We start from the raw sequence: 26,418 nt of genomic DNA on the forward strand, positions 1-26,418 counted from the left end.
TCAGAAAATCTCGAACAGGCCAGCCGCACCCTGACCGCCGCCGATACACATGGTGACCACGCCCAGCTTGGCACCGCGCCGCTTGCCTTCCAGCAGCAGATGCCCGGTCATCCGCGCCCCGGTCATGCCGAACGGATGGCCGATGGAAATGGAGCCCCCGTTGACGTTGCAGATTGCCGGGTCGATCTCCAGCCGCTCGCGACAATAGAGCGCCTGGGACGCAAAGGCCTCGTTCAGCTCCCAAAGATCGATGTCAGAAACCTTGAGCCCGTGACGCTCCAGCAGGCGGGGCACCGCAAAGACCGGACCGATCCCCATCTCATCGGGCTCACAACCGGCGGTGACAAACCCTTTAAGCGCGCCGAGCGGCTCCAGCCCCTGTTGCGCGGCAAGCTCCGCCTCCATCACCACCAGCGCAGCGGCCCCGTCCGAGAGCTGAGAGGCGTTGCCGGCGGTGACAAAATTGCCCTCACCGCGCACCGGGTTCAGACCAGAAAGCCCCTCAAGCGTGGTGTTCGGACGGTTGCAATCGTCCATCGAGAAGGTGACATCCTTGTAGGAGACCTCCTTGGTTTCCTTGTCGGTGATCTTCTGCGTGACCGTGATTGGCACGATTTCGTCATCCAGCTTGCCGGAGGCCTGCGCCGCCGCGGTGCGCATCTGGCTTTCCAGGGCGAGCTCATCCTGGGCCTCGCGCGAGATGCCATAGCGCTGCGCGACGACGTCAGCGGTCTCGATCATGGTCATGTAGACTTCGGGTTTGTGCGCCTCGATCCACGTGTCCCGACGCTGTGCGGGGCGCGAGGGGGGCATCTGGCTGATGCTCTCGACGCCACCGGCGATGGCAGCAGACGCGCCCTCCAAACTGATCGCATGGCTGGCCATCGCCACCGCCTGCAAGCCCGAAGAACAGAACCGGTTCACCGTTGCGGCCGCAACCGACACCGGCAGGCCCGCGCGCACCACTGCCTGACGGGCGATATTGCCACCGGTCCAGCCCTCGGGATAGCCGCAGCCGATAAAGGCGTCCTCGATCAGCGCCGGGTCGATCTTTGATCGCGCCACAGCATGCTCAATGGCATGGCCTGCCATATGAGCGCCATGGGTGTCGTTGAACGCCCCACGATAGGATTTGGCGAGCCCGGTGCGGGCGGTGGAGACGATAACAGCTTGTTTCATCGAAAATTCCCCTCAGAAGGCGATCAGACGTTGTTGAGGTCGGCGAAGGTCTTGCCCTCAGCCACCAGACGTTTCAGAAGCGGCGCGGGCTGCCAGAGGAAGGCATCCTCCTGCGCAAACCGCTCAATATCAGCAAGCACCTTGTCGAGGCCGACCGTATCCGCGTAGTGCATCGGTCCACCGCGCCAGCGCGGGAAGCCATATCCATTCAGCAGCGTCACATCGATATCGAGCGGCCGGAGCGCAATGCCCTCCTCGACCACGCGGGCGGCCTCATTGATCATGGCGGCCATATAGCGATCAACGATCTCCTGCTCGGAGATCTCACGCGCGGTGATGCCCTTGGCGGCGCGATCCGCGGCCACATGTTCCAGCACCTCGGCGTTTTCGTGTGTGCCGTCTTCTGCGTAGATGTAATAGCCCTTGCCGGTCTTGCGACCAAAATGGCCCGCTTCGCACAGACGGTCGGCAAATTCCGCATAGACTTCGCGCGGATCGCGGGTCGGCGCCAGCCGCTTGCGCGTGGCCCAGCCGATGTCCAGCCCCGCCAGATCGCTGACCGCAAAGGGCCCCATGGCAAGACCAAAGCCAACAAGTGCGCGGTCCACCTCAAACGGGCTGGCCCCTGCCAGCACCGCCCCGTCGACCGCCTTGCGATAGTGGCTGAGGATGCGATTGCCGATAAACCCGTCGCAAACACCTGCACGCACGGCGACCTTCTTCAGACGTTTCGCAAGCGCAAAACCGGTTGCGGTCACCTCCGGCGCCGTTTCGTCAGCAACCACGATCTCCAGCAGGCGCATCACATGCGCGGGCGAAAAGAAATGCAGCCCGATCACATCCGCCGGGCGCGCTGTCATGCGCGCGATCTCGTTCACATCGAGATAGGAGGTGTTGGAGGCCAGAATCGCACCCGGTTTGCAGATGGCATCCAGCTTGGTGAAGACATCCTTCTTCACCTCCAGGCTCTCGAACACCGCTTCGATCACCACATCTGCCTGCGCAAGGGTGGCATAGTCGTCGCTGGCCCGAAACGTGCCGCCGACAATCGTGTCGTATTGCTCCTGCGAAAGCTTGCCCCGTTTGACCGAGCCTTGGAGAATTTTGGTCACGCTGGCCGTCGCACGCGCGGCGGCGGTGTCATCACGTTCGATCAGGGTGACATCCAGTCCGGCGAGCAGCGCGGATACAGCGATCCCCGCCCCCATCGTACCACCCCCGATAACACCGATCCGCTCCATGGCACGCGGCTGCACACCCTGGATTTCCGGCACTTTTGCAACTTGACGTTCGGCAAAAAACGCATGGATCAATGCGGCCCGCTGATCACTGTCCATCAGATCCTGAAACAGCGCGCGCTCCTGCGCGAGCCCCTCGCCAAACGGCAGGTCAACAGCGCCCTCCACCGCCTTGATGCAGGACTGTGGCGCAAGTTGGCCTCGGGCTTTCTTTGCCATCCTGTCCCGTGCAGCTTCGAAAACCTCCGGCGCAACCGGATCTACCACCATGACGCTGGTACGACGCGGCCCCGCCCCGTCCGCAATCAGATCCTTTGCATAGGCAATCCCCATCGCGCGCAGGTCCGCATCTTCGCTGATGCGGTCAATCAACCCAACCGACAATGCTTCCTTTGCGCCGATCTGACGCCCCGACGTGATCGTATCCAGCGCAAATTCGACCCCGACCAGACGTGGCATGCGCTGCGTCCCCCCTGCCCCGGGCAGGATCCCCAATGTGACCTCGGGCAAACCAAAACGTGCCGTTGGTACAGCGATGCGATAATGCGCGCCTAACGCCACTTCGAGACCACCGCCAAGCGCCGTCCCGTGCAAGGCCGCGATCACCGGCACCGCGCAGGCTTCAATGCGGTTGATCACATCGGGCAGAAACGGCGCCTGCGGGGGCTGTCCGAACTCCCGGATATCCGCCCCCGCGATAAAGGTGCGATCCGTACCATAGATCACCACGGCCCTGATGTCGCTCTGCTCCGCGATCTTTGCAAACGCCGCGTCCAGGCCCTGGCGTACAGCCTGGCTCAAGGCGTTCACGGGCGGGTTGGCGATTGCAATGACAGCAATGCCGTCAGTGACTTCAAAGCGAACAGGATTTGTCACGGCTTGCGACACGGTGCGAACCTCCCTCCACGGCATGGGCGTATTCGATGATGCAGGATGCATTGCCCGGCAAAATTTCAATATGCGGAATTTAGTACCTCAATGTGAAATTCATTGCAATGCGGTGCCACACGGAAAAGGGCTCCGGCGGATTTCCACCGGAGCCCTGAGCAGATGTCTGCCTGGCAAGTCTTACTGGCTTCAGCCCCTCAGGATGTCCCCGTTGCAGCCGCGTCATCGTCCCAATTGAAGTCAGACCAATCCGTGTCTTCAACCGGTTCCTCGGCGGCAACGACGTCGTCTGCATCCCAGGCAACCTCCGCCTCCTCTGCGCCCCAGCTGCTCGGTGCAGTGTCCACCGCAGGGCTGATGGCGGCCGCGGCGGTGCGGAAACGGGCGACGAGTTCCGCCAGCGCCTGCGCGTCAGAGTTCAACAGCTGACCCGCTGCGGTTGCTTCTTCCACCATGGCGGCGTTTTGCTGGGTCACCTGATCCAGCTGGTTCATCCCGGTGTTGATCTCAACCAGGCCAGTGGATTGCTCCTGCGCGCCGGTGGCAATGCCGGAAATCAGCTCCGAGATATGCGTGACGCGCTGCAGGATGCTTTCCAGAGCGTTCCCGGCCTTGCCCACCAGGTCCACGCCCCGCTCCACCTGTTTGGAGCTGTCCCCGATCAGGGTCTTGATTTCCAGCGCGGCGTCGGAGGAACGCTGCGCGAGACCGCGCACTTCGGATGCGACGACGGCGAATCCGCGCCCCGCTTCGCCAGCCCGGGCTGCCTCGACGCCGGCGTTCAAGGCCAACAGGTTGGTCTGGAAGGAAATATCGTCAATGACCGAAATGATCTGGGAAATCTTGCTGGAGCTTTGCTCGATCTCGGTCATCGCAGAGACCGCGTTCTGAACAATCTCGCCGCTGGCCTCGGCCTCGGTCCGGGCTTCGTTGGTGGTGCGCTCAACATCGCGCGCCCCTTCCGCCGCGGATTTCACGCTTGCGGTCATCTGGTCCAGCGCGGCAGCGGTTTGCTCCAGCGTTGCCGCCTGGCTTTCGGTGCGATGTGACAGGTCCTGCGACGCCTGGCTGATTTCCGATGCGCCGTTGCGGATCGAAGACGAGGTTTCAACCACCTGTCCAACCGTTTCGTTCAGGGTATCCAGCGTGCGGTTGAAATCGGTGCGAAGCTGTTCGTAGCCCTCCGCTAGTTCCTCTTCGATACGAGCGGTCAGATCGCCTTCGGACAGGCGCGACAGACCGGTGCCAAGTGCAGACACCGCCTTGTCCTGAGCGGCCATGCGTTCGCGGCGCTCTTCCTCGGCCAGATGCTCCATCTCTTCCTTTTCGACGATGCCGTCGCGGAACACCGAAAGCGACCGCGCGATGCGATAAATCTCCGTGCTGGCGCGTTCGAAACCGGAGATCGGGCTGCGATCTCCCTCGGCCAGACGCTCGGTGCTGGAGCTGATGCGGTTCAGCGGGCGCAGGATCAGGACCTGAACCAGGATCATGGCCGTCAGGAACACGCCCGCTGCCAATGCCAGCGCCACGAGAAGATTGCGCTTGGCATCCGCGACCTCGACGTAAATGTCATCCGCCATGGTGCCGATGGCCGCGCGGTTCCGGCTGGCCAGTTCGGCAGCGCGGTTGACGATATCGACCACCTTGGCTTCGGTTGTTTCCGTGGCAGCGATTGCCGCATTGCGGGCGTTGAGCGCCGTCACCTTCTGCGCAGCCAGACCGGTTTCGGGATTATTCAGCGTGCTGAGGCTTTTGAGCAGTTCCCCGACGCGGGCATCCTGGAAGTCCTCGTAGACTGAAAGGTTCATGCTTGCCCCTTCCATGTCGAAAGCGGCATCGGTGACCTGATCCTCGGTCGTGGCTGTCAACACATCCAGCGCGGAGACTTGGAAACTGCTGACCCAGGTACTGATTTCCATCAGCGTATTGAGGAAACCGACCTCGTTCTTCATCAGTTCTCGCAGCGTATCGCCATTGTCCTTGCTGGCTTTTTCCGCGGCGGCGGTGAGTTTGGCGACCTGCGCATCGATCGCCATGACGATGAAACGGTCGGTGTCGGCACGCGCCTTCATTGCCGCGCGACGCAGGGTTTCCGACGGAAACAGGCTCTGTGCAATGACGGATTGCAGGGTGAACGATGCATTGCGGATCAGGGACACATCCAGCAGCGCCGGTGCATTGGTTTCAATCAGGTCGGCGATTTCCAGGAGCCGGGCATCGGAACTGTCCGCCAGCTCCTGCAACTGCGCCAGGGTCTCGGCATCCTTGGTGCCCCCGAATGCCACGGCCGTGCCCGCCAGAAGGTTGAGTTCGGCCCGCGCCTCCAGCAGCAGCTGGAGATTGTGGAAGTCCACTTCCAGCAGTGATTTCAGAGAGGAATCGATCGCATTGTAGGTCTTCACCGCACCTTTGTTGAGTTCCACCGAGGCAATCTGCGACAGGTCGGTCATCAGGTTGCGCAATTCGCTGCTGATGCGGTGCAGATCGTCGATCCGGACCTGAATCTGTTCATCGCTTTCAAGAACAGTCTGGCGTGCGCGTGCCAGATCCTCCAGGGCCACGGTCGCTGCATCCGCGGTTGCGGCAAATTGCGGCTGCATCTCCTCATCCAGGGTCGAGATCAGGGTCTGCAACTTCGCCGTGGAGGCTTCGATCCTGTCGCGGGCGGCCTCGACCGCCTCGGTATCTTCGGCCACCAGCAAGGAAATCATATTGTCCTTGGTTGCGCCCGCTGCAACGGAAATCTCGCTGGCGATCACCAGATCCGGCAAACGGTCCTGTGTCAGCGTCGTCATATCCACGCCAACCTCGTCCAACACGACATGCATCATGTAACCGAACAGGCCAAAGGCCGCGCCCATCAGCAGAAAGATGACCACCATCTTTGAGCGAATACTACGCAACAGGCCAAAACGACGACGGGAAGGAGTTTCTGGAGCAGTGGGTTCGGACATTTCTTTCACTCTGAGCGAAGGGCAGATACGGACAGCGGCGCAAGATGAGCGTGGTGCCCCAGTGCAGCATGACGGAGGTCGGGATCGACGCGGCACCCGAACGCAACCCGACGCAGACGGCCACGCGCCCCGGCGGGGACGCGGTGCCCGCGCCATGCGGGCTGCCTGCGATGGGAATGGCCGGATGCTGTCAAGAGCACACCTCCTGTTTCAATCCAGCAACAGCGTGCTCCCGGCGCTCTTAACATTCGATGAAACCCACCAGCCCCAGTGCCGCGGTTTTCAGCCGTTTGCGCTGAAATTGCGTTCCGGAGGGGCCGGAACAGCAGTATTTTCACATCGCATTTTGTTAAAATTGCACGCACCCAGCATGGCCCGCCCCGGGACGATGTCGCCCCAGACCATCTCGACGCCGCATTCCGATTTGGACCTGTGCGCCGGATCTGCTGAACTGCGCCGGCGCTGGTCGTCCGCCGACCGGCCCATCAACACGCGCCCCCTCGCCCGAAAGGACCCCGACATGACCGATCTGCCCCTCTACTGGCAAAACCACATTGGCGGCCATTGGGTGGATGGCGGCGCCGGGCGTATCGACGTCATTGATCCGGCCACCGGCGAGAAAATCGCAGAGCAGGCCCTGGCGGATGCAGGGGACGTGGATCGGGCGGTCATGGCGGCGCGGGCCGTCCACCTCTCCGGCGCGCTCAGCGACATGCGACCACTGGAGCGCGGGCGGATGGTTCAGGCCATGGGCCGCTATCTGCAGGAGCACAAGCGCACGATCGCCCACACGCTGGTTCTGGAGCAGGGCAAGCCGCTCTGGGAAGCCGAGATCGAAGTCGAAGGTGCCGCGCTCTATTTCGAATATTACGGCAACCAGGCCAGCACCGTCGAAGGTCGGTCGATCCCGCTGGGGTCCGGCTATTACGACTTTACCGATTATGAACCGCTGGGGGTCTCGGCGCAGATCATCCCCTGGAACTACCCGGTGGAGATGACCGCCCGCTCGCTTGCGGCGGCGCTGGCCACAGGCAATGCCTGTGTGATCAAGAGCCCGGAGCTGACCCCCTTGACCAACGCCTGGTTCGCCAAGGCGGCAGAGGCCGTCGGCTTTCCGGCTGGCACGGTCAACGTCCTGTGCGGCTACGGGCATGAGGCCGGGGCCGCACTCGCCGCGCATCCGATGGTCAACCAGATCGTCTTTACCGGGTCGGTCCCCACCGGAGTAGCCATCGCCCAAGCCGCCGCCCAGAATGTGGTGCCCTGCGTGCTGGAACTGGGCGGGAAGTCGGCGGCGATCGTCCATGACGATGCCGACCTCGAGGCCTTTGAAACGGACATCCGCTGGGGCATCTACTTCAACGCCGGCCAGGTCTGTTCTGCCATGAGCCGGGTCATCGTGCACGAAAGCCGCGCCGAAGAACTGATTGCACGGGCGGAAACGATTGCCTCCGGCCTGTCGGTGGGCCCCGGCGTGGACCGCCCCGAATTTGGTGCCAACATGGGGGCGATGGTGTCCGATGCGCAGCGCGACCGTGCCGTTGCGATGGTCAGCCGCGCCGTGGATCAGGGTGCGCAACTGGTCACCGGCGGGCACGCGCTGAACCGCCCGGGCGCCTTCTTGCAACCCACGGTTCTGGCCGGTCTCTCCCCCGATATGGAAATCGCCCGCAAAGAGGTCTTTGGCCCCGTTCTCTCCGTCCTGACATTCAAGGACGACGCCGAGGCGGTGGAGATTGCCAATTCGACCGACTACGGGCTGGTCGGCGGTGTTTTCACGCGGGATCTGGACCGCGCCACCCGCGCTGCCCGCCAGATCCGCGCAGGTCAGGTCTTTGTCAACGAATGGTATGCGGGCGGGGTCGAAACCCCGTTCGGAGGGGTTGGGAAATCCGGATATGGTCGTGAAAAGGGGCGAGAAGCCCTGTGGAACTACGTCCAGACCAAGAACATCGCGATCCGACTGCGTTAGGGGCCGCCTCGGTCCCGCTCGTGACCTTTCAGCCGGCAGTGAAATCAATCGGCAAAACGCATGGGGTCAAAGGGTCCGACGTCGGCGTTGGGCCAGTTGCCCGCAATCATATCCGCCACGAGGCGGCCCGTCTTTGGCCCGCCGGTCAGGCCGATGTGCTGATGCCCAAACGCCGTGTAAACGCCGCTGCCACGCACCTCTCCGATCAGGGGCAAACTGTCCGAGGGAGAGGGGCGGAAGCCAAGCCATTCCTCCTCATGTGAATACCGGAGCGCCGGAAAGCTGCGCCGTGTGGTGCGGCGCAGGAACGACAGTGGCTTTTGGGATTTGACCGGACTCAGCCCGCCAAACTCCACCACGCCGGCGCAACGCAACCCCTGGTCCATTGGCGTGGCGACAAATTTCCCTTCGGTCAGCATCATCGGATTGTTTGGCAACTGGCTCGGCTCACGGAACAGAAGGTGATAGCCGCGCTCGGCCTCCAACGGCACCCGCAGTCCCAGATTGCGTATCAATTCTGCCGACCAGACCCCCGCAGATAGCACAACCCGGTCGCAGGGCAGACGCCCCAGGTCGGTATCCACGGCCGAGACCCGTCCCCCGGCCATATCCAGCGCCTTGACCTCCGCTTGCAGGTATTTCGCCCCCATGGCCTCGGCCTGGGCCACGAGATCCTGCACATAATGCTCGGGGTTGAGGATGAACCCATGGTCCTTGTTCACGGCCAGCAGCTGCATCTCGTCCGACAGGATCGGCTCCATTTCCCGCACCGCGCCCCCTTCGACGATTTCCGGCAGGAACCCGGCCTCGCGGCGCAGCGACCACGCGTAGCTGTCCGCCTCAAAGGCCGCCCGGTCGCGGTATACAAAGCTGTAATCGCAGTCACGCACCCATTTTGCGGCGGGCGTGCCGTCGGTCAGGGCCTTATGCTGATCGACGCTGTCGCCGGTGATGGACAGCAGGGCCGTCGCGATCCGGCGGGTATCGCGGTCATTGGCATGGCCGAGATACCGCGCAAGCCACGGCAGCAGCCGTGGCAGGTAGGGCCACCTCAGGAACAGCGGAAACTCCGGATCAAGCAGATAGCGCGGCCCCTTGGCCAGCAGCCCGGGCACTGTCACGGGGACCATGGCACATCGGGCCAGCAGGCAGGCGTTGCCATATGAGGCGCCGCTGCCCGGCGCGGCGCGGTCCACAAGCGTCACCTCCAGCCCCGCGCGCCGCAACCAGATGGCGCTGGCAGCTCCGACAATTCCCGCTCCGATCACCACAACATTCTGACTGGACATGCCCATCCTCCACCGCGCCTGCTGCGTTGAAGACTGGCGCCTTGGCGGGCATTAATCAAACAGGAACTGCGGTCGGATCAGGATCCCTTGATGCCGATGGTGAACTGGCGCCGCGCACCGGCTGGCGGCGGTGGGAACGGGGCCGCGCGCCGGATCTGCCGCACCGCCAACTGATCAAGTGCGGGCGAGCCCGAACTCCGGGCGATGCGCACCGAGGTCACCTGCCCCCCTGCCCCGATCACAAATGCCACATGCGCCACGCCCCTGGCGGAGCTTCGCGGCTTGGGCAGGCGGGTGATCTGTCGCATCACCTCGCCCGGATAGTTGGAGGCTGCGGCATTCCCCTTGCCTGCGTCCTGCGCCGCGCGGGCACTGTTGGCCTGCGGCGCGGTTTGACCTTCCGCACCGCTTGACGATCCCGCCTGCGCGTTGCGGGTACTGTTGCCACGTGGCGCCGCGGGAGCGGGTCTTGCCACCGGTTGCCGCTTGACCTGACGCACCGGACGGACCGCGGGTCGAAGGCTTTTGTCAGGGGCCAACTCGGAGGGCGATGCAACCGGAGCGACCCTGGCATTGGTCACCGGTGCCACCGCTTGTGGAACCGGTGCAACGGAGGCTTGTGGCGTCGCGGTGGCGGCCGGTGTTACCGCCGCATCCACAACCGGTACGGTCTCCGTGATCGGCGTCAGGCCGTCAGCCGCGCTTGCATCCGGCTGCACCGGCGGGATTGATGCGGAAACAGCCGGGGCTGCCGTTGCATCCGTCGGCTGCGCTGCCGATTGCACCTCGGCGGCGTCGACCGGCGGCAGGGCCTCGGCAGGCTCCGTCGCCTCGGTGGTCGTCTCTGCCTCAACGGCGCTGGCACGCCCCTGCGCAAGATCCGCAAAACTGTTGCCCAGGGCCGCCGGGGCGGTGCTGCCGCCACCCGCGATTTCAACGCGCCCCTCGTCGGTCTCCACCAGCAAGGCAGCATGCGCGGCAAGAGCGACGACAACCGAAAGACCGGCGATGACAGGGGATCGCGGTATCATGACAGGTTGCGCTCCGACAGCAGGAGAATCCGCGCCGCACCAAGCTGGCGCAGCGTCTTGGCAACCGCGATCAACCGGGTGGCAGGCAGCCCGCGATCCGGCACCAGCCGTGCGGTGAACGCGGCATCTTCTTCGCGCACGATCCGCACATAGGCCTCTGGCGAGGTCAGTTCCGCGCCGCGAAAACTCAAGGTGCCATCGGCCCGGATCACCAATGCATCCGGGGGCGGGCTGGCGTCCAGATCCGCCGCCTTGACCAGGCGCACCGCCGGGTCCAGTGCCGGCGCCAGCGACCCTGCAACCATAAAAAAGACCAGCATCAGGAAGACCACGTTGATCAGCGCGATCGTGGGCTCTCGTTGGCTTTTGCTTTTGCGAGTGCGCGACAGCATCCCCTACCCCAATACAGCAACGGCGAGGCCGGGCTGACGACGCAGCACCGCAAGCACATCGACCAGACGTTGAGAACTGACCTCGGCGGTCAGGCTGACAAGCACCTGTGTCCCCTGCGCATCCGCCTCCGCCAGATCCGCCGTCAACAGCAGCAAGCGGTCCGCAAGGCCCTCCAGCGCAACCGTCTCGCCGTTGAGCGACAGATGGTTCGCCGCCAGCCGGAGAAACACCGGACGGGAAGTCGCGCTGTCTGACGATCCTTGCCCGGCCGCCATCAGCTCCACCGCGCCAAAGCGGGAAAAGGTCGATGACAGCATGAAAAACAGCAACAGCAGAAAGATCACGTCGATCAGAGACGTCATCGACAGGCGCCTGGCCTGCCGTTTGTTCAGGCGCAGCCCCATCAGGCTGCCGCCTCTTGCGGCGCAACCGCCGCCACCGCAGTGTCGTCGGGGGCGAAGGCCTGGCGCAGCGCCATATTTGCAAAGACCCGGTCGCGCTCGACCGCGCCGCTCAACCAGCCATGCACCGCAGCCACCGGCATGGCAACGGCAAGACCCGCAGCCGTGGTCAACAGCGCCACCCAGATGCCGCCCGCAAGCACGGTCGGATCAACCGAAGTCCCCGCCGACTGCAACCCCTGGAACGCCTCGATCATACCGAGCACAGTGCCAAACAAACCGATCAACGGCGCAAGCTGTGCCACCAGGTCCAAAAACCCCAGGCCGGTTTCAAGACGCAGAAACAGCGCCTCGGCCTCGGCATCGCAGCGATCCGAAACGGCACCGGTCCCCGGCGCCTTTGCGCCGTGCAGCGCGCGCCGCACCGGGGCCACCAGATAGCTCCTGGACTCCGCCAGGATTGCCTCTGCTGTGCGCGCATCGCCGCGTTCGAAGGCCGCGAGCGCCAGTTTTACCCGGCGATGCCGACCAACTCCGGCCCGGCGAAACTGCCACATCTTGTAGAGCACGGTTGCGGCGCTGACCACGGACAGAACCAGCAGCAACACCACCACCGGGCCGCCGACCTCGACGATTTCAGCAATAGAGGTCAGCACGCCGGACCAGATTTGAGCAAGATCCATCATCCCAGAAGCTCCACATCCGTGCGGCTGCTGAGGGTCAGCGCCTCTTCGCAAATCGTGCTCTCGCCCGCGCTTTGGCAGCGGCTTGCACCGTTCAACAGCACCCGCCCGACATCCGCGCAGGCGGTCTCGGGCAGATCGAACTGCCGGACCCGGGGACGTCCCGCAGGCAGGTCTCGAAAATCAAACAGGGTGAGCATCATCACCCCACCGGACCGGTCGAAGAGAACGATCTCATAGACCGCCTCTTCGATGTCGGTGTCTCGGGCATTCGTCGCCAGAAACGACAGGCGGCAGGCACCGCCCTGATCCTGAAGCGCGTTGAGTTCGATCTGAACGCCCGAGTGTGGCGGGGTGTCCTCTGCCCGTGCATCGGTTGCCCCCCCGAGGAAAGAAAGGGCAGCCGCCACGAGGGCAAGGGCATGAACCTGGCTCCGGTATCTCATCGTGTCATCTCCTTCGAAATCAGAATGCTGCTGCCAACGAGAGTTTGATGTTGCGCCCGGCCGCCGCGCGGGTTGCCAGATGCGGCGTGTACTGCTTGTCGAGAATATTCTCGACGCCGATGCGCACCTGCGCTTCCTTCAGGAAACCGGTGTCGATGTCATAGGTGGCGCGCAGGTTGTGGACCGCATAGCCGGGGGTGCTGCGGATGTCCTTGGTCAGCACCGCCTCCCAGGACACATCGAGGGTGTCGTTGAACTTCTTGCCAACGGTGAGACCAAGGCTGTTTGCCGGCATCCGGGTGTAATCGGCAGTGGTTCCGCCCACATAGACCCATTCACCGCTGGACATGTTGGCGTTCATATCCACATAGGCGCCCGACTCGTGGCTGTAGGATGCCTCCACCTCGACGCCTTCGGTGTTGACCCGGTCGACGGTGGCGTAGTCGGTCCCGGAGGTATAATCCCAGAGCCGCGTCTGCCAGAAGTTCACCTTTGCCTTGAGTTGATCTTCGCTGCTGAACAGACCGACCTTGTCATAGGATGCGCCAAGCTCGTAGGTCACCGCCTTCTCGCTCTGGGTCATGTAGGTCGGGTAGGTTGCGTAATCGAAGTCATCGAGAATGGGCAGCCCTGCGGTATAGGCCACGGACCCGAAGACCGCGAAACCGTTTTCAAACGCATAGCGTGCGGAAATTCCGCCCATCAGCTCGCTGTTGTCAAAGCTCTCGCCCGCAGTGACATAAGTTCCATCGGCGCTTGCTTCGATGTTCTGGGTCTCGTAGCGCATCGCCGGTGTCAGGGTCAGACCATTGCCGAAATCGATCTCGTCGATGGCAAACAATGCAAACCGCTTGTCGGTGCCCCCCGGCGCGGAGGAGGCGTCAAGGCGTTCTTTGTGGATGATCTCGCCCCCCGCGCGCAGGTTGTGAGACACGCCGAATGCATCGAAATAAGAGCTGTTCTTGACCGTCAGCTTGGTGGTTTCATAGCGGTGATCGGCATTCAACAGTGCCGCGGCGAAGGGCGAGCCGCTGACCATGTCCTGCTCGATATACTGATCGGCATAGGACAGGGTCGCCGTCAAATCGATCAGGTCATTCCCAATTGGATTGAAGGCATATTGCAGGCTGGTTGTCGTGGTTTCTGTGTAGCGATCCACGTTGCCAAACGTGGTCGTTCCCGCAAAGGCGTCGTAGGGCACATCCTTTTCATCGGAGGTGGTTTTGGAATGCGAAAAGGTCAGCGACTGGTCCGCATTGTTCCCGAAACTGTATTTCCCTTTCACCAGATAAGACGGCAATTCGTAGCCGGTATTGGCCACCTCATTGCCATCGCCGTCGGTGTAGTTGCCCTGCTCGCGATAGGTGTAGTTCAGCAGGAACTCCAGATTCTCGGTCGGCTGCCAGCCGAGGATGGTGGAACTGACCCGCGTATTGGCGTTGCCGTAATATTCAAAGGTCTGCCGCCCGGAGAGGCCGATTTCACCATCGGTCAGGTCGGCGGCGTCAATGGTTTCCAGGTTCACCACCCCACCGATGACGCCGGAACCATATTCATACGACCCCACCGTGCCGCGGATCACGGAAACTTCGCGGAACTGCGCCGGGTCGGTATAGAGTTGCGTCCCGATCCGATAGAGTTCCTCCGACCCCATCGTGGCACCATCAAGCTGGATCTGCACTTTCTGGTTGGACCCGTAGGTCCCGTCCGCACCATAGCCGCGGATATTGATGCCTGCCCCCGTCGGCGTCCCCGCATTGACCAGCGTGACGCCGGGCACGGAATCGATCAGTTCCGACACGCTGCCGGCCTGCCGGTCCTGGATTTCTTCGGCGTTGAGAACGGTTTTGGGGGTGGCGGTGTCGGTCTGAACGTCGCGCTTGTTGTTGCCGATGACCAGATAGCCGAGGAACCCCTCGCCCTCGTTCAGCTCCTGAGCGGTGCTGCCAGTTGCAGTCATGGCCAAGGCCATGCCCGAGGCGGAGCACAGAAGTGCCCGGCGCATTGTATGGATTTTCATGTCGTCCCCATAGATCTGATGCAGAGGAATACCGCATGCTCGCCTTGGGGCTGGCTTGGTGTCTTGCGTTCTGTTTTTCCGGCGAGGTTGGCGTCACCGGGTGTTCACACTTGCCGCGCCTAAAATAATTTATTAATTCTGTCAAGAAATATCGCGCTGTGTAAATATATGCGCAGCCGAAATGTCAGCCCAGCGCCCGAACGGCGGCGCGTGCCAGCAAGCAATCCCAACACTTCAATACGAGGACCCTTGATGGCCCACGCTCCCCCGTCTTCCGCAGACGACATCCGCGCCTTGCGCGCGGCGCACAACACCCTGCGCGCACGCGATTTTTGCGACTCTCATGATATTGCCGAAGCTCAACTTCTGGCGGCTTTTGTCGGCCAGGGGGTGACAGCTGTCTCGGCCCATCCGGACGCGTTGATGCCTCAGATCGCGCATCTGGGTGAAGTGATGGCGCTCACCCGCAACGCTTCCTGCGTGCATGAGCGCATCGGCTCCTATGGTAACTACAAAAGCGGGCCGCATGCGGCGATGATTCTGCAGCCTGAAATTGATCTGCGTCTGTTTCCCTCCCATTGGGTGAGCGCGTTTGCCGTGGAAACGGAGACCGAAAGCGGCGTCAAACGCTCGATCCAGATCTTTGATGCAGCCGGGGACGCCGTTCACAAGATCCACCTGCGTGACACATCCAACCACGCCGCCTGGTCCGACGTGGTGGCGCAACTCGCAACCGGAGATCAGTCGGACACGCGCGACGTGAGCCCGCGCAAACCGGCCGAAGCGCCCAGGGTCAACCTCGATAAGATCGCGCTTTTGCGCAGCGAATGGGCGAAGATGACCGACACCCACCAGTTCCTGCGCCTGACTTCGAAACTGAAAATGAACCGGCTCGGCGCCTACCGCCACGTCGGCGCACCTTTCGTAGAGGCTCTGGACGTCGGCGCTGTTGATGCTGCGCTGCAAGCTCTGGCTGGCAGCGGAACGGAGGTGATGCTCTTTGTCGGCAACCGTGGCTGCATCCAGATCCACGGCGGCGCCATCGACAGGCTGAAGGCCATGGGACCGTGGCAGAATGTCATGGACCCGCGCTTCAACCTGCATCTGCGACTGGATCATATCGCCGAAGTCTATGCCGTAACCAAACCGACCCAGCGCGGCCCTGCGACCTCGATCGAAGCATTTGATGCGGACGGTGGCCTCATCCTGCAGATCTTTGGCCGCAAAACCGAAGACCTGGACAGCCGCCCCGCCTGGGACACCCTCGTGGCCGCCCTCCCCCGCGCAAAAGAAAAGGAAACACTGTGATGCGTCTTCCCTTGCACACCATCGCCCTCAGCCTGGCCCTGTTTACGACGCCCCTGACCCTCCACGCCGCAGATCGCGTGCTGGCGATCGGCGGATCGGTGACCGAGATCATCTATGCGCTCGGCGCAGAAGACAGGCTGATCGCGCGCGACACGACATCCGTCTATCCCGAGGCCGCAACCACCCTGCCCGATGTCGGGTACATGCGGGCGCTGGCACCGGAGGGCGTGCTGTCGGTCAATCCCGACCTGATCATCTCCGAAGCCGGGGCCGGCCCGGCCGAAACCCTGGAGGTGCTCAAAGAGGCGGAGGTCGAGCTTGTCGAGGTCCCGGACAGCTATACCCCCCAGGGGATCTTGGACAAGATCACGACAATCGGCGCGGCGACGGGAAGAACCGCCGAAGCCGAGGCCCTCGCCACAAAGCTGCGCGACGATCTTGATGCGGTTGCAGAGAAAGTGGCCTCCATCCCGGACACCGACCGCAAGCGCGTGCTCTTCGTGCTGTCGACGCGTGGCGGACGGATCATGGCCTCCGGCACCGATACCGCTGCGGATGGCATCATCGGCATGGCGGGCGGTGTCAATGCGCTGACCGGGTTCGAGGGGTACAAGCTGATGACCGACGAAGCGGTCTCGCAAGCCGCGCCGGACGTGATCCTGATGATGGATCGCGGCGGCGATCACGGCGCCCCGAATGCGGAACTGCTTGCGCTCCCGTCCATCAAGCCCACGCCGGCGGCTGCCTCCGGATCGGTTGTACGGATGAACGGTCTGTATCTGTTGGGCTTCGGCCCGCGCACTGCGGATGCCGCACTGGAGCTGGCAACCTCTCTCTACGGGCCGCTTTGACCCATGGTGACCTATGACAATACAGACACCCACAGCCCCCCACCGCGGGCACGGGATTTCGACCGCCGCCTGCTGGCCCGCCAACTGAGCGTGGTTCTCCTGGTGCTGCTGGGGCTGGCAACCGTCGTGAACCTCGCTTTCGGCGCGTCGGGCACGTCCCTCTGGGGCGCGGTTGGCAAACTCCTCACGGGCGCGGAATTGACGACAATGGAACGGGTCGTGCTGTGGGATATTCGAATGCCACGCGTCGTCCTGTGCATCCTGGTCGGGGCCGCGCTGGCTGTGTCCGGCGCGGTCATGCAGGGCTTGTTCCGGAACCCGCTTGCCGATCCCGGACTGGTCGGGGTCGGCGCCGGCGCAGGGCTTGGCGCGATTGTGTCGATCATCCTGGGCAGCCTGCTGCCCCTGGGGGTGCAGAGCCTGTTCGGCCATTACGTGACCCCGATCGCGGCCTTTATCGGCGGCTGGGGAAGCACCTTGATCCTCTATCGCGTCTCCACGCGCGGCGGGCGCACCTCTGTGGCAACAATGCTGCTGGCGGGCATCGCGCTTGGTGCACTCTCGGGTGCAGTCTCGGGCATCCTGGTCTACATGGCCGACGATCAGCAACTGCGGGACCTGACCTTCTGGCAGATGGGGTCGCTGGCCGGGGCCACCTGGGAAAAATCACTGATTGCCGGGCCGGTTATCCTCTTGGCCATCCTCGGCTCCACCTGGCTGGCGCATGGGTTGAACTGCCTTGCCCTCGGCGAGGCGGCAGCAGCCCACATGGGAATACCGGTCCAGCGCATGAAAAATGCGGCGATCTTCTCGGTGGCGGCCGCAACGGGCGTCGCCGTCGCCGCCACCGGCGGCATCGGGTTTGTGGGCATCGTGGTGCCACATGTGCTCCGCCTGGCCACCGGACCGGATCATGGCACGCTCCTGCCGAATGCGGCGTTGCTGGGGGCAACCTTGCTGCTGGGTGCGGATCTCGTCAGCAGAACCATCATTGCACCGGCGGAATTGCCGATCGGCATCGTCACTGCGGTGCTCGGAGCGCCCGTCTTCCTGTGGATACTGCTCAAACGACGGGGGCTTGTGGACCAATGACCCTGCGCGCAGATCACATCGACCTCACCATCGGCAAGACACAGATCCTGAAGGATGTCTGTTTCAATGCCCGCCCCGGCACATTCTCGGCAATTGTCGGCCCGAACGGATCGGGAAAATCCACGCTGCTCAAGGCGATGGTCGGCGAATTGCCCTATTCCGGCGACATCACCCTGAACGGGCGCCGGATAGAGGATTATCGTCCGTGGGAAATCGCCAGCATTCGCGGGGTTCTGCCCCAGGCGACCGTCCTTGCCTTTCCGTTCACCGTGCTGGAGGTGGTGCGGCTTGGCCTGTCCGCCGGCCCGGATGCAAACGCACAGGATGTGCCCTTTGACGCCCTGAGCCGGGTGGATCTCGATGGCTATGCCGGGCGTTTCTATCAGGAGCTGTCCGGCGGCGAACAACAACGGGTGCAGCTGGCGCGGGTGCTCGCGCAGGTCTGGCGGCCCATGCGCGACGGGACGCCCTGCTGGCTGTTTCTGGATGAACCGGTCTCCAGCCTGGATATCGCGCATCAGCTGACGGTGATGGAGCTGGCCCGCGGCTTCGCCTCCGCAGGGGGCGGCGTGGTCGCCGTCATGCATGATCTCAATCTGACGGCCATGTATGCCGATCACGTCCATGTCATGTCGCAGGGGCGGTCTGCCGGGGCCGGGCCGGTCGCAGAGGTTCTTACCGATGCGCGTCTGTCAGAGGTCTACGGATGCCCGTTGCGCACCGGCATCGTGCCACCCGATGCGGGCGTCTTTGTTCTCCCGCAATCCGCGCGCGCCTGAACTGGCGCGCGCCCGGACGCCTTATCGGGCATCCTGCACACGGTCGAGGCCCGCCCCTCTCGCGGGCCTTCGGCTTTCTGTGCGGCACGGCGGGAGTTGCCCGCCGTGCCGCATTCGTTTCAAAAGCCCCCAGGATCGCATCCAGATGCGACGGCATGTCACCGCGCAGCTGCAGATGTCTATGGTTCAGGCAGATGCCACGTGGCTCAGGGCGCCAGGCTCGACAATCACGGCGGCCATGCTTTGCAACAGCTGCTTCTTGTTGATCGGTTTCGACAGGAAGCAATTCATACCGGCAGCCAGACAGGCTTCCTTGTCGCTGGCAAAGGCGTTGGCCGTAAGCGCGACGATCGGGGGTTGAGCCATCGCGAGGCCCCGAATGGCCCGTGTAGCGGTGATCCCGTCCATTTCCGGCATCGACATATCCATCAGAACCACGTCCGGCTGATGGAGCTGGCACAGCTCGACCGCCTGGCGTCCATTCTCCGCCTCGATCAGGTCGATCGACAGATCCGACAGATACTTGCGGATCAACAGGCGATTGGTGCGATTGTCTTCTGCCAGCAGCACCTTGCGCCCGCGCAACAGATCCAGATCCGGCATCAAGGCCACCTCGGCCTGTTCCAGAGCGCCGGCCGGTGGGGCGCATTGAATGTGCAACGAAAAACAACTGCCCCGGCCCAGTCGCGACCGGACGGTAATATCGCCGCCCATCTGGTCGGCCAGATGTCGCGAAATCGTCAACCCCAGTCCCGTACCGCCAAAGGCGCGCGTTGTCGCTGCGTCGGCCTGGGAAAATCTCTCGAATATGTTCTTCAGCTGCAGATCAGACAGGCCGATGCCGGTGTCTTCGACATCGATCGTCAGCCGGTAGGGATCGCCCGGCGCCGCCATCACCCGCACATCCACCCGGCCCGAGGACGTGAACTTGACCGCGTTTCCGACCAGATTCACCAGAACCTGCCGCAGCCGCCCGTCATCCGTGCGCACCGATTTCGGCAGGTCCGGCGCATAGTCGATGTTCAGGGTCAACCCCTTGTCCTGCGCGGCAGGACGCAGCACATCCACCGCATTCTCGATACAGGTTTCGAGATCGAAATCGACCTCCGCAAGCTTGAGCTTGCCCTCCTCAAGCCGGGACAGATCGAGGATATCATTGATGATTTTCAACAAGGCCCGGGACGAGGTTCGAATGATCTCGACGTATTGCTCTTCTTCTTCCGGCAGCTCCGAGTCCGACAGCAGGTCCGCCATGCCGATGATCCCATTCATCGGCGTGCGGATTTCGTGGCTCATGTTGGCGAGGAATTCCGACTTGGCCCGGTCGGCCTGCTCGGCGGCCAGTTTCGCATCCGCCAGCTCTGCCGCGTGACGCTTGGACTGGGTGACATCGCGCTCGATGCCGATGACCATGCTGACGTTGCCCTGATCGTCCTGCACGGGGACCAGATGTGTCTCGACCCAGATGGTCTCGCCCGACTTGGTGTAGTTCAGAATCTCGGTCCGATAGCGTTCGCCCTTTTGCAAATGCGCCGCAATGGCCCGGATCGTCTCCGGATCGGTCTCGGGGCCGTTCAGCAATTCGCCCGGCGTGCATCCGATGGCCTCGTCAACGGTAAAGCCGGTCATCTTGCAAAAGGCGTCGTTCACCCAGATGATCCGCGCCTGCGGATCGGTAAGGACGATGCTGTCGGAGGCATTCTGGGCAACCGCCGAGAGCTGTTCGAGTTCCGCCTGCTTCAGCTCCAGTTCACGCTCACGCTTGCGCAGGATCTTGATCGCGCCGCGCCGCACCGCCGACAGGCGACAGGCCAGGAACGTCGGCACCAGGATCAGGATGCCGGCGATCACCAGGATCAGACGCAGGGTCCAGAGATTGTCGGGTGCCGTTGGCCAGCCTCCACGCGGCACGGCATCCAACCGCCATTCGCCGGTCGGCAGGACAATCGTCATGGAGACCGGATCCTGCGCGCGGGTATCTTTGTCGCCCAAGTCGCCAAAAAACACGGCGCCAGCTTCTCCGGTGCCGTCCCGCCCGCGCAGGGTGATGTCCAGATTGCCGTTGGGATCAGACACGCCCGTCGCGGCATAGAGCATGTTGGCGTCGATCACCGCAGACACCAGCCCCCAAAAGCGCCGGTCTGCGCCCTCTCCGGTGAAAATCGGGAACCGCACGATAAAGCCGGTGCCGCCCTGGACGAGGTCCACCGGCCCCGCCAGCACAACATCGCCGCTGTCGCGCACCTGCAACGCCACCGCACGCTGCGCCGCGTTGCGGTTATAATCCAACCCGATCACCGCCCGGTTCGGTTCCAGCGGATGCACCATCGTCACCACGAGGTCCGGTGCGACCGCGATATTGAGGATTTCTGACTTGGTCCCGATCGTCTCTGCCGCCAGCGCACTGAAGCGTTCCTGCGTGATGTCAGGCTGCGAGGCGATCACCGCCACCAGCCCTTTGACCAGCTGGATGTCGGCGTTCAGATACCCTTCGAGCCGGGATCGGATCAGACCGGCCTCGCTTTGCACATCCGCACGAATGCGCTGTTCGTGGATGATACGGTTTTGGTTTTCGGCAAACACAAAGGAGAGGACCACGACCAGAAGCGCGATCCAGGTGGGCAGATAGGTTCGGTTGCCCAACGCCTGAACGAGGGGGTGAAGCCTCCGGAGCACCGTCAGCGTCTCCATCTCATTGGGGACTCCTCTTAGACTCGTACCCGATCTTGATGGCAGGAATTCCTTCTCGTGCCGTTAATCGAGCATCATTTGCTGCCTGCGACCTCAAAACAAGATCATATTTGCAACCGATTGGACGCAGTTGCATAACGGCCCACCGTCACAGGCGTCGGCGCCCCGGTCCGCGAAAGAGCATCACCGGCTGTGGCCTGCGTATCGCCAACTGGCAGCGCGCCATGAAAAAAGCGCCCGTGATCGAGCGCTTTATCACTGGGCGAGGCCCCGGGTGCAGAGATTGGAGGGGTGAGGATCAACTGCCCTCAAGGATCATGATATTGGCGATCCCGGCCCCCTCGCGATGGGCCTTGGCCTCTTGATACTCTGGCGAATTATAACAGGCGAGCGCGGCCTCCATGGAGTCAAACTCGATCACCACGTTGCGCGGATGGCCTTCGCCCTCCAGATGTTCGACCGCACCGCCACGTGCCAAAACGCGGGCACCGTGTTTCGCGAAGGCCTCCGTCGCCCCCTTGGCATAAAGCGCATAAGGGTCGGGATGGGTCACGGTAACATGGGCGATCCAATAGGCTTTGGGCATAGAACTCTCCTTGGTTATGTCCTCAGACGGGAGGCGCTCCGGGGACACCCCCGGAGCGACAGAGTTTACTTGTTCATCACTTTGGACAGCAGCAGATAGGCCGCGCCCGCCACAAAGAGCCCCACAAACCACGCGTAGGTGTAGATGGTCGCAAAGAACGCAGAGGTCCCATCGGTCAGGCCAACGCCCGCCAAAAAGCCCGGCAGGTTCGGCAGAATACCAATCACCAGCGCCAGAATACCGGCCCAGTTGGTGCCGTTCTGGCCCGAATAGATGCCGTTGGCCTTAAAGAGGTCAGCCACCTCAAGCCGGGTTTTGCGCAGAAGGTAGTAATCCGCCAGCATCACACCCGCGATCGGCCCCAGAAGTGCCGAATAGGCAATCAGCCAGCCGACGATATGGTTCACCAGAATCCATGGGAACATGGCGATCCCGATGGCTGCGGTGATATAGCCGCCGCGCTTGAGGTTGATCTTGCTCGGCGCGAGGTTGGCAAACCCATGCGCCGGGGCCACCACATTGGCCGCAAGGTTTGTCGTCAGCGTCGCCACGATCAGCGCAAACAGCGCGATAATCACCGCAGAGCCGCCCATGCGCTCCGACAGTTGCACCGGATCCCAGATCGCCTCGCCAAAGATCACCACAGTGGCCGAGGTCACAGCCGACGCGATAAAGGCAAAGAGCGCCATTGGGATCGGCAGACCCACCATCTGACCCACCAGCTGGTCCTTTTGGCTGCGCGCGTGACGGGTGAAGTCCGGAATATTGAGCGCAAGCGTGGCCCAATAGCCGATCATGCCCGTCAGGCTCGGCCAGAACACGGCCCAGAACTGCCCCTCTTTGGGCTGACCCGGATCAAAGGCGCTGGGGGTGGAGAGCATCTCGCCAAAACCGCCCGCCGCCGAATAGGCCCATGCCAGCAATGCAAGGCCCATCGCCAGCAGGAACGGAGCTGCATAAGTCTCCAGCCAGCGGATCGACTCCGTGCCGTTCTTTATAAAGTAGAGATGCAGGCCCCAGAAGGCGAGGAAGCAGACAAATTCACCAAGGCTGATCCCAAGGAACGGCAGTGCCTCCCCCGCAAGCGCCCCACCGGTGAGCTTGTTGAGGATCACAAAGATCGCAGACCCGCCAACCCATGTCTGGATACCAAACCAGCCACAGGCCACGATGCCACGGGCAACCGCCGGGATCTTGGCCCCGGCCGGGCCGAAGGACGAGCGCAAGAGCACCGGAAACGGGATGCCGTATTTGGTGCCTGCGTGACCCACCAGAACCATCGGGATCAGGACGATCGCATTGGCGGCGAGAATGGTCATCACCGCCTGATCCCAGCTCATGCCTGCGCCGATCAGATAGGACGCCAGCAGATAGGTCGGGATACAGACCACCATCCCCACCCAAAGTGCTGAAATGGACAACCAGTTCCATGTGCGCTCTGCTGCGGTGGTCGGCAACTGGTCTTCGTTGTAGAGTTCCGGATCCAGCCCCGCGAGGTTCAACTGGCCCGGTTCGCTGTCCCGAGACGTGGTATACCCACTTGTTATATCGGTCATTTCTTTATTTCCTCCCTTTTATTCGGATTTGTGGCCCTTTCCTCCAAAGGGCGCAAACGAAAATTCCCCGGCCAGTGACCGGGGAAAATCTCAGACGCAGGCCGGCATGTTTTCCGGATCACGCACCACCTTGCGGGGCGCGGTCACTTCTTTCCATTTCGACAGCGCTTTATTGACCTCTGGATAGGGCGCGCGCTTGACGAATTTGCCATGGCCTGCCGTGGCGCAGACGGTGCCATTGTCCACCGCGATCTCGCCCCGGCTGAGGGTGTAGCGCGGCAGGCCTTTGACCTCGCGCCCTTCAAAGACGTTGTACTCCACCACGGATTGCTGCGTTTCAGCCGAGATCACCTTGGTCTTTTCAGGGTCCCAGACCACCAGATCCGCATCCGCGCCTTCCAGCACCGCGCCTTTCCGCGGGTAGATGTTGAGGATCTTGGCAATATTGGTCGATATCGCTGCCACAAACTCATTCGGGGTCAGACGGCCCGTGTTCACACCTTCGGTCCACAGCACCGGCATCCGGTCCTCTAGCCCCCCGGTACCATTGGGGATCTTGGTGAAATCCTCGATGCCGTAGCGTTTCTGTTCAATGCTGAAGGCACAGTGATCCGTGGCCACCACCTGCAAGGACCCGGCCTGCAATCCCGCCCAGAGGCTTTGCTGATTGGCCTGGTCGCGGAACGGTGGCGACATCACGCGCTGTGCGGCGTGGTCCCAGCTTGGGTTGCGGTACTCGCTTTCATCCAGCACCAGATGCTGAATGAGCGGCTCGCCATAGACCCGCATGCCCTTTTGACGCGCCCGACGGATCGCCTCATGGGCCTGCTCACAAGAGGTATGCACCACATAGAGCGGCACCCCCGCCATATCGGCGATCATGATGGCGCGGTTGGTGGCCTCGCCCTCCACCTCGGGCGGGCGCGACATACCGTGGCCTTCGGGGCCGGTGATGCCATCTGCCAGCAGTTTCTGCTGCATGGTCGCGACAACATCGCCGTTTTCTGCGTGCACCATGGGCAAGGCCCCAATGGCCGCGCAGCGGCGGAAGCTGTCGAACAACTCGTCATCCTCCACCATCAACGCGCCCTTGTAGGCCATGAAGTGTTTGAAGGAGTTGATGCCATGGTCGACCACCATCTGCATCTCATCAAAGATCTGCTCACTCCACCATGTCACCGCCATGTGGAAAGAATAATCCGCACAGGCGCGTTTGGATTTCGCGTGCCATGCCTCCAACGCCTCCAGCATCGACTGGCCGGGGCTGGGCAGGCAGAAATCGACCACCATGGTGGTACCACCTGCAAGTCCCGCGCGGGTGCCGGATTCAAAATCATCCGCCGAATGGGTGCCCATAAAGGGCATCTCCAGATGCACATGCGGATCAATCCCGCCCGGCATCACATAACACCCCTCCGCATCCAGCACTTTGCCGCCGCTCAGGTTCTGGCCAATCTCGACGATCTTGCCGCCTTCAATGGCCACATCCGCGTCATAGCTGCGGTCAGCGGTCACAATGGTGCCGCCCTTGATGACAGTTCTCGCGCTCATTGTCTTACTCCACGATTTCTGCGGTCTCGAGGACGGCATGCAGCAGCACATCGGTGCCAGCGGTGGCCCATTCGCGGCTGATGTCTTCGTCCTCGTTGTGGCTGAGGCCATCAACACAGGGGCACATCACCATCGCAGTGGGCGCGACCTTGTTGATCCAGCAGGCGTCATGCCCGGCGCCAGAGATGATGTTGCGATGGGAATAGCCGAGCTTCTCTGCCGCCCTGCGCACCGCGCTTACGCAGCCCTCGTCAAAGGTGACCGGATCAAAATGGCCGACCTGTTCGATCTCCAGTTGCAGGTCCAGATCTTCGGCGATCTTTGCGGCCCCTGCGCGCAGGCGCGCTTCCATATCGGCTTGGGTCTCGAAACTGGGCGACCGGAAATCGATGGTGAAGACAACTTTACCCGGCACGATATTACGGCTGTTGGGATAGTAGTCGCACTGCCCCACGGCCCCCACGGCGTCGGGCTGATGGCTCATGGCAATCTCATGCACCAGATCGGTGATTTTCGCCGCGCCAAGCCCGGCATTACGCCGCATCGGCATCGGGGTGGAACCGGTATGCGCCTCCTGCCCGGTCAGCGTCACCTGCAACCAGTTCAAGCCTTGCCCATGGGTCACAACGCCGATGTCTTTGCCTTCTGCCTCGAGGATCGGTCCCTGTTCGATATGCAGCTCAAACATCGCGTGCATCTTGCGGGTGCCGACCGGCTCATCCCCGACATAGCCAATCCGCGCAAGTTCCTCGCCGAATGTCTTGCCCTCTGCATCCTCGCGGGCATAGGCCCAGTCCTGCGAATGCACCCCGGCGAACACACCCGAGGACAGCATCGCCGGTGCAAACCGCGTGCCTTCCTCGTTGGTCCAGTTCACCACCACAATCGGGCGACGCGGCGTGATGCCCTGATCGCGGATCGAGCGAACCACCTCCAGCCCCGCGAGAACGCCCAGCACACCGTCATATTTGCCGCCGGTGGGCTGCGTATCCAGATGGCTGCCCATCATCACCGGGTCGAGATCCGGCTCCGCCCCTTCAAGGCGGGCAAACATATTGCCCATGCTGTCAACGCCAACCGTCATGCCAGCCTCCTCGCACCAGCGTTTGAACAGATCGCGCCCGTCCCTGTCGGCATCCGTCAGCGTCTGGCGATTGTTGCCGCCGCGCAGACCGGGGCCAACTTGCGCCATTTCCATCAGGCTGTCCCAGAGCCGACTGCCGTCCACTCTCGTATTGCTCTGAAGATCCTTCATCGTCTTCTCCCTTCGTTTGAGGTCCGCAGGCCTCCTCGACCCGCTCCCTCTTCTTTCAATCGTATTCCCCGCACACCCGCCGCTCACTCGATGATATTGAGGAGCGTGCTGAGGGACTGTTTTGCGTCGCCGTAGAACATGCGGGTGTTTTCTTTGAAGAACAGCGGGTTCTCGATGCCGGAATAGCCGGTGCCCTGACCGCGTTTGGAGACGAACACCTGTTTCGCCTTCCAGCACTCCAGAACCGGCATG

The 26,418-nt window shown here is 62.6% G+C and carries 21 protein-coding genes; 5 read left to right on the forward strand and 16 right to left on the reverse strand.

The window, feature by feature from the left end:
• The 3 genes from MHM88_RS19300 to MHM88_RS19310 form a co-directional block, all read right to left on the reverse strand.
• A complete protein-coding gene (locus tag MHM88_RS19300; RefSeq protein ID WP_239368292.1) occupies window positions 1-1,179 on the reverse strand; it encodes an acetyl-CoA C-acyltransferase in 1,179 nt (392 codons plus the stop codon).
• A gap of 23 nt (window positions 1,180-1,202) precedes the next feature.
• Window positions 1,203-3,293 carry an FAD-dependent oxidoreductase gene (locus MHM88_RS19305; RefSeq protein ID WP_239368294.1) on the reverse strand — a complete coding sequence of 697 codons (2,091 nt, stop codon included), beginning with the start codon at window positions 3,291-3,293 and terminating at the stop codon, window positions 1,203-1,205.
• 209 nt (window positions 3,294-3,502) lie between these two features.
• A complete protein-coding gene (locus MHM88_RS19310) occupies window positions 3,503-6,262 on the reverse strand; it encodes a methyl-accepting chemotaxis protein (RefSeq protein ID WP_255734774.1) in 2,760 nt (919 codons plus the stop codon).
• Window positions 6,263-6,782: 520 nt separating this feature from the next.
• Between MHM88_RS19310 and MHM88_RS19315 the strand changes: the two genes are divergently transcribed.
• The gene (locus tag MHM88_RS19315) at window positions 6,783-8,234 is read left to right on the forward strand and encodes an aldehyde dehydrogenase family protein (protein WP_239368298.1); all 1,452 of its coding nucleotides are present in this window, start codon (window positions 6,783-6,785) and stop codon (window positions 8,232-8,234) included.
• Between the two features lie 44 nt (window positions 8,235-8,278).
• Here the strand turns inward: MHM88_RS19315 and MHM88_RS19320 are convergent, their stop codons facing one another.
• The 7 genes from MHM88_RS19320 to MHM88_RS19350 form a co-directional block, all read right to left on the reverse strand.
• Window positions 8,279-9,523 carry an FAD-binding oxidoreductase gene (locus MHM88_RS19320; protein WP_239368300.1) on the reverse strand — a complete coding sequence of 415 codons (1,245 nt, stop codon included), beginning with the start codon at window positions 9,521-9,523 and terminating at the stop codon, window positions 8,279-8,281.
• Between the two features lie 77 nt (window positions 9,524-9,600).
• Window positions 9,601-10,554, reverse strand: coding sequence for a TonB family protein (locus tag MHM88_RS19325; protein ID WP_239368302.1), 954 nt, complete (start codon window positions 10,552-10,554; stop codon window positions 9,601-9,603).
• Window positions 10,551-10,946 carry a biopolymer transporter ExbD gene (locus tag MHM88_RS19330; RefSeq protein ID WP_239368304.1) on the reverse strand — a complete coding sequence of 132 codons (396 nt, stop codon included), beginning with the start codon at window positions 10,944-10,946 and terminating at the stop codon, window positions 10,551-10,553. The genes MHM88_RS19325 and MHM88_RS19330 overlap by 4 nt, the downstream gene beginning before the upstream one ends.
• Window positions 10,947-10,949: 3 nt before the next feature.
• Window positions 10,950-11,351 (reverse strand): biopolymer transporter ExbD, encoded by a 402-nt coding sequence (locus MHM88_RS19335; protein ID WP_255734778.1) that lies wholly within the window; start codon window positions 11,349-11,351, stop codon window positions 10,950-10,952.
• Window positions 11,351-12,034 carry a MotA/TolQ/ExbB proton channel family protein gene (locus MHM88_RS19340; protein ID WP_239368308.1) on the reverse strand — a complete coding sequence of 228 codons (684 nt, stop codon included), beginning with the start codon at window positions 12,032-12,034 and terminating at the stop codon, window positions 11,351-11,353. The genes MHM88_RS19335 and MHM88_RS19340 overlap by 1 nt, the downstream gene beginning before the upstream one ends.
• Window positions 12,031-12,477, reverse strand: coding sequence for a hypothetical protein (locus MHM88_RS19345; RefSeq protein WP_239368310.1), 447 nt, complete (start codon window positions 12,475-12,477; stop codon window positions 12,031-12,033). The genes MHM88_RS19340 and MHM88_RS19345 overlap by 4 nt, the downstream gene beginning before the upstream one ends.
• A gap of 19 nt (window positions 12,478-12,496) precedes the next feature.
• On the reverse strand, window positions 12,497-14,497 hold the full coding sequence (locus MHM88_RS19350; RefSeq protein WP_239368312.1) for a TonB-dependent receptor domain-containing protein: 2,001 nt from the start codon (window positions 14,495-14,497) through the stop codon (window positions 12,497-12,499).
• A 252-nt stretch (window positions 14,498-14,749) separates the two neighbouring features.
• Here MHM88_RS19350 and MHM88_RS19355 point away from each other — a divergent pair, with 252 nt between their 5' ends.
• Genes MHM88_RS19355 through MHM88_RS19370 form a run of 4 tightly spaced genes read left to right on the forward strand, consistent with a single transcriptional unit; the run spans window position 14,750 to window position 18,527 of the window.
• Entirely contained in the window at window positions 14,750-15,805 is a 1,056-nt protein-coding gene (locus MHM88_RS19355; RefSeq protein ID WP_239368314.1) for a hemin-degrading factor, read from the forward strand.
• Entirely contained in the window at window positions 15,805-16,656 is an 852-nt protein-coding gene (locus MHM88_RS19360; RefSeq protein WP_239368316.1) for a hemin ABC transporter substrate-binding protein, read from the forward strand. The genes MHM88_RS19355 and MHM88_RS19360 overlap by 1 nt, the downstream gene beginning before the upstream one ends.
• Before the next feature lie 3 nt (window positions 16,657-16,659).
• Window positions 16,660-17,748 carry an iron ABC transporter permease gene (locus tag MHM88_RS19365; protein WP_239368318.1) on the forward strand — a complete coding sequence of 363 codons (1,089 nt, stop codon included), beginning with the start codon at window positions 16,660-16,662 and terminating at the stop codon, window positions 17,746-17,748.
• Complete coding sequence (locus tag MHM88_RS19370) at window positions 17,745-18,527, forward strand: heme ABC transporter ATP-binding protein (RefSeq protein WP_239368320.1); 783 nt, start codon at window positions 17,745-17,747, stop codon at window positions 18,525-18,527. The genes MHM88_RS19365 and MHM88_RS19370 overlap by 4 nt, the downstream gene beginning before the upstream one ends.
• Window positions 18,528-18,713: 186 nt before the next feature.
• Here the strand turns inward: MHM88_RS19370 and MHM88_RS19375 are convergent, their stop codons facing one another.
• The 6 genes from MHM88_RS19375 to MHM88_RS19400 form a co-directional block, all read right to left on the reverse strand.
• Window positions 18,714-21,218, reverse strand: a complete 2,505-nt coding sequence (locus tag MHM88_RS19375) for an ATP-binding protein (protein WP_239368322.1) — start codon at window positions 21,216-21,218, stop codon at window positions 18,714-18,716.
• A gap of 298 nt (window positions 21,219-21,516) precedes the next feature.
• Window positions 21,517-21,804 carry a DUF1330 domain-containing protein gene (locus tag MHM88_RS19380; RefSeq protein ID WP_239368324.1) on the reverse strand — a complete coding sequence of 96 codons (288 nt, stop codon included), beginning with the start codon at window positions 21,802-21,804 and terminating at the stop codon, window positions 21,517-21,519.
• A gap of 65 nt (window positions 21,805-21,869) precedes the next feature.
• Entirely contained in the window at window positions 21,870-23,360 is a 1,491-nt protein-coding gene (locus tag MHM88_RS19385) for an NCS1 family nucleobase:cation symporter-1 (RefSeq protein ID WP_239368326.1), read from the reverse strand.
• 90 nt (window positions 23,361-23,450) lie between these two features.
• Window positions 23,451-24,911: a dihydropyrimidinase gene (gene hydA, locus MHM88_RS19390; protein ID WP_239368328.1), complete on the reverse strand. Its 1,461-nt coding sequence runs from the start codon at window positions 24,909-24,911 to the stop codon at window positions 23,451-23,453.
• Between the two features lie 4 nt (window positions 24,912-24,915).
• On the reverse strand, window positions 24,916-26,166 hold the full coding sequence (locus tag MHM88_RS19395) for a Zn-dependent hydrolase (protein WP_239368330.1): 1,251 nt from the start codon (window positions 26,164-26,166) through the stop codon (window positions 24,916-24,918).
• 83 nt (window positions 26,167-26,249) lie between these two features.
• The coding region (locus MHM88_RS19400) for an NAD(P)(+) transhydrogenase (Re/Si-specific) subunit beta (RefSeq protein WP_239368344.1) at window positions 26,250-26,418 on the reverse strand (169 nt) is incomplete at its 5' end.

The organism is Epibacterium sp. MM17-32 (genome assembly GCF_022348205.1).
Taxonomy (GTDB): Bacteria; Pseudomonadota; Alphaproteobacteria; order Rhodobacterales; family Rhodobacteraceae; genus Epibacterium.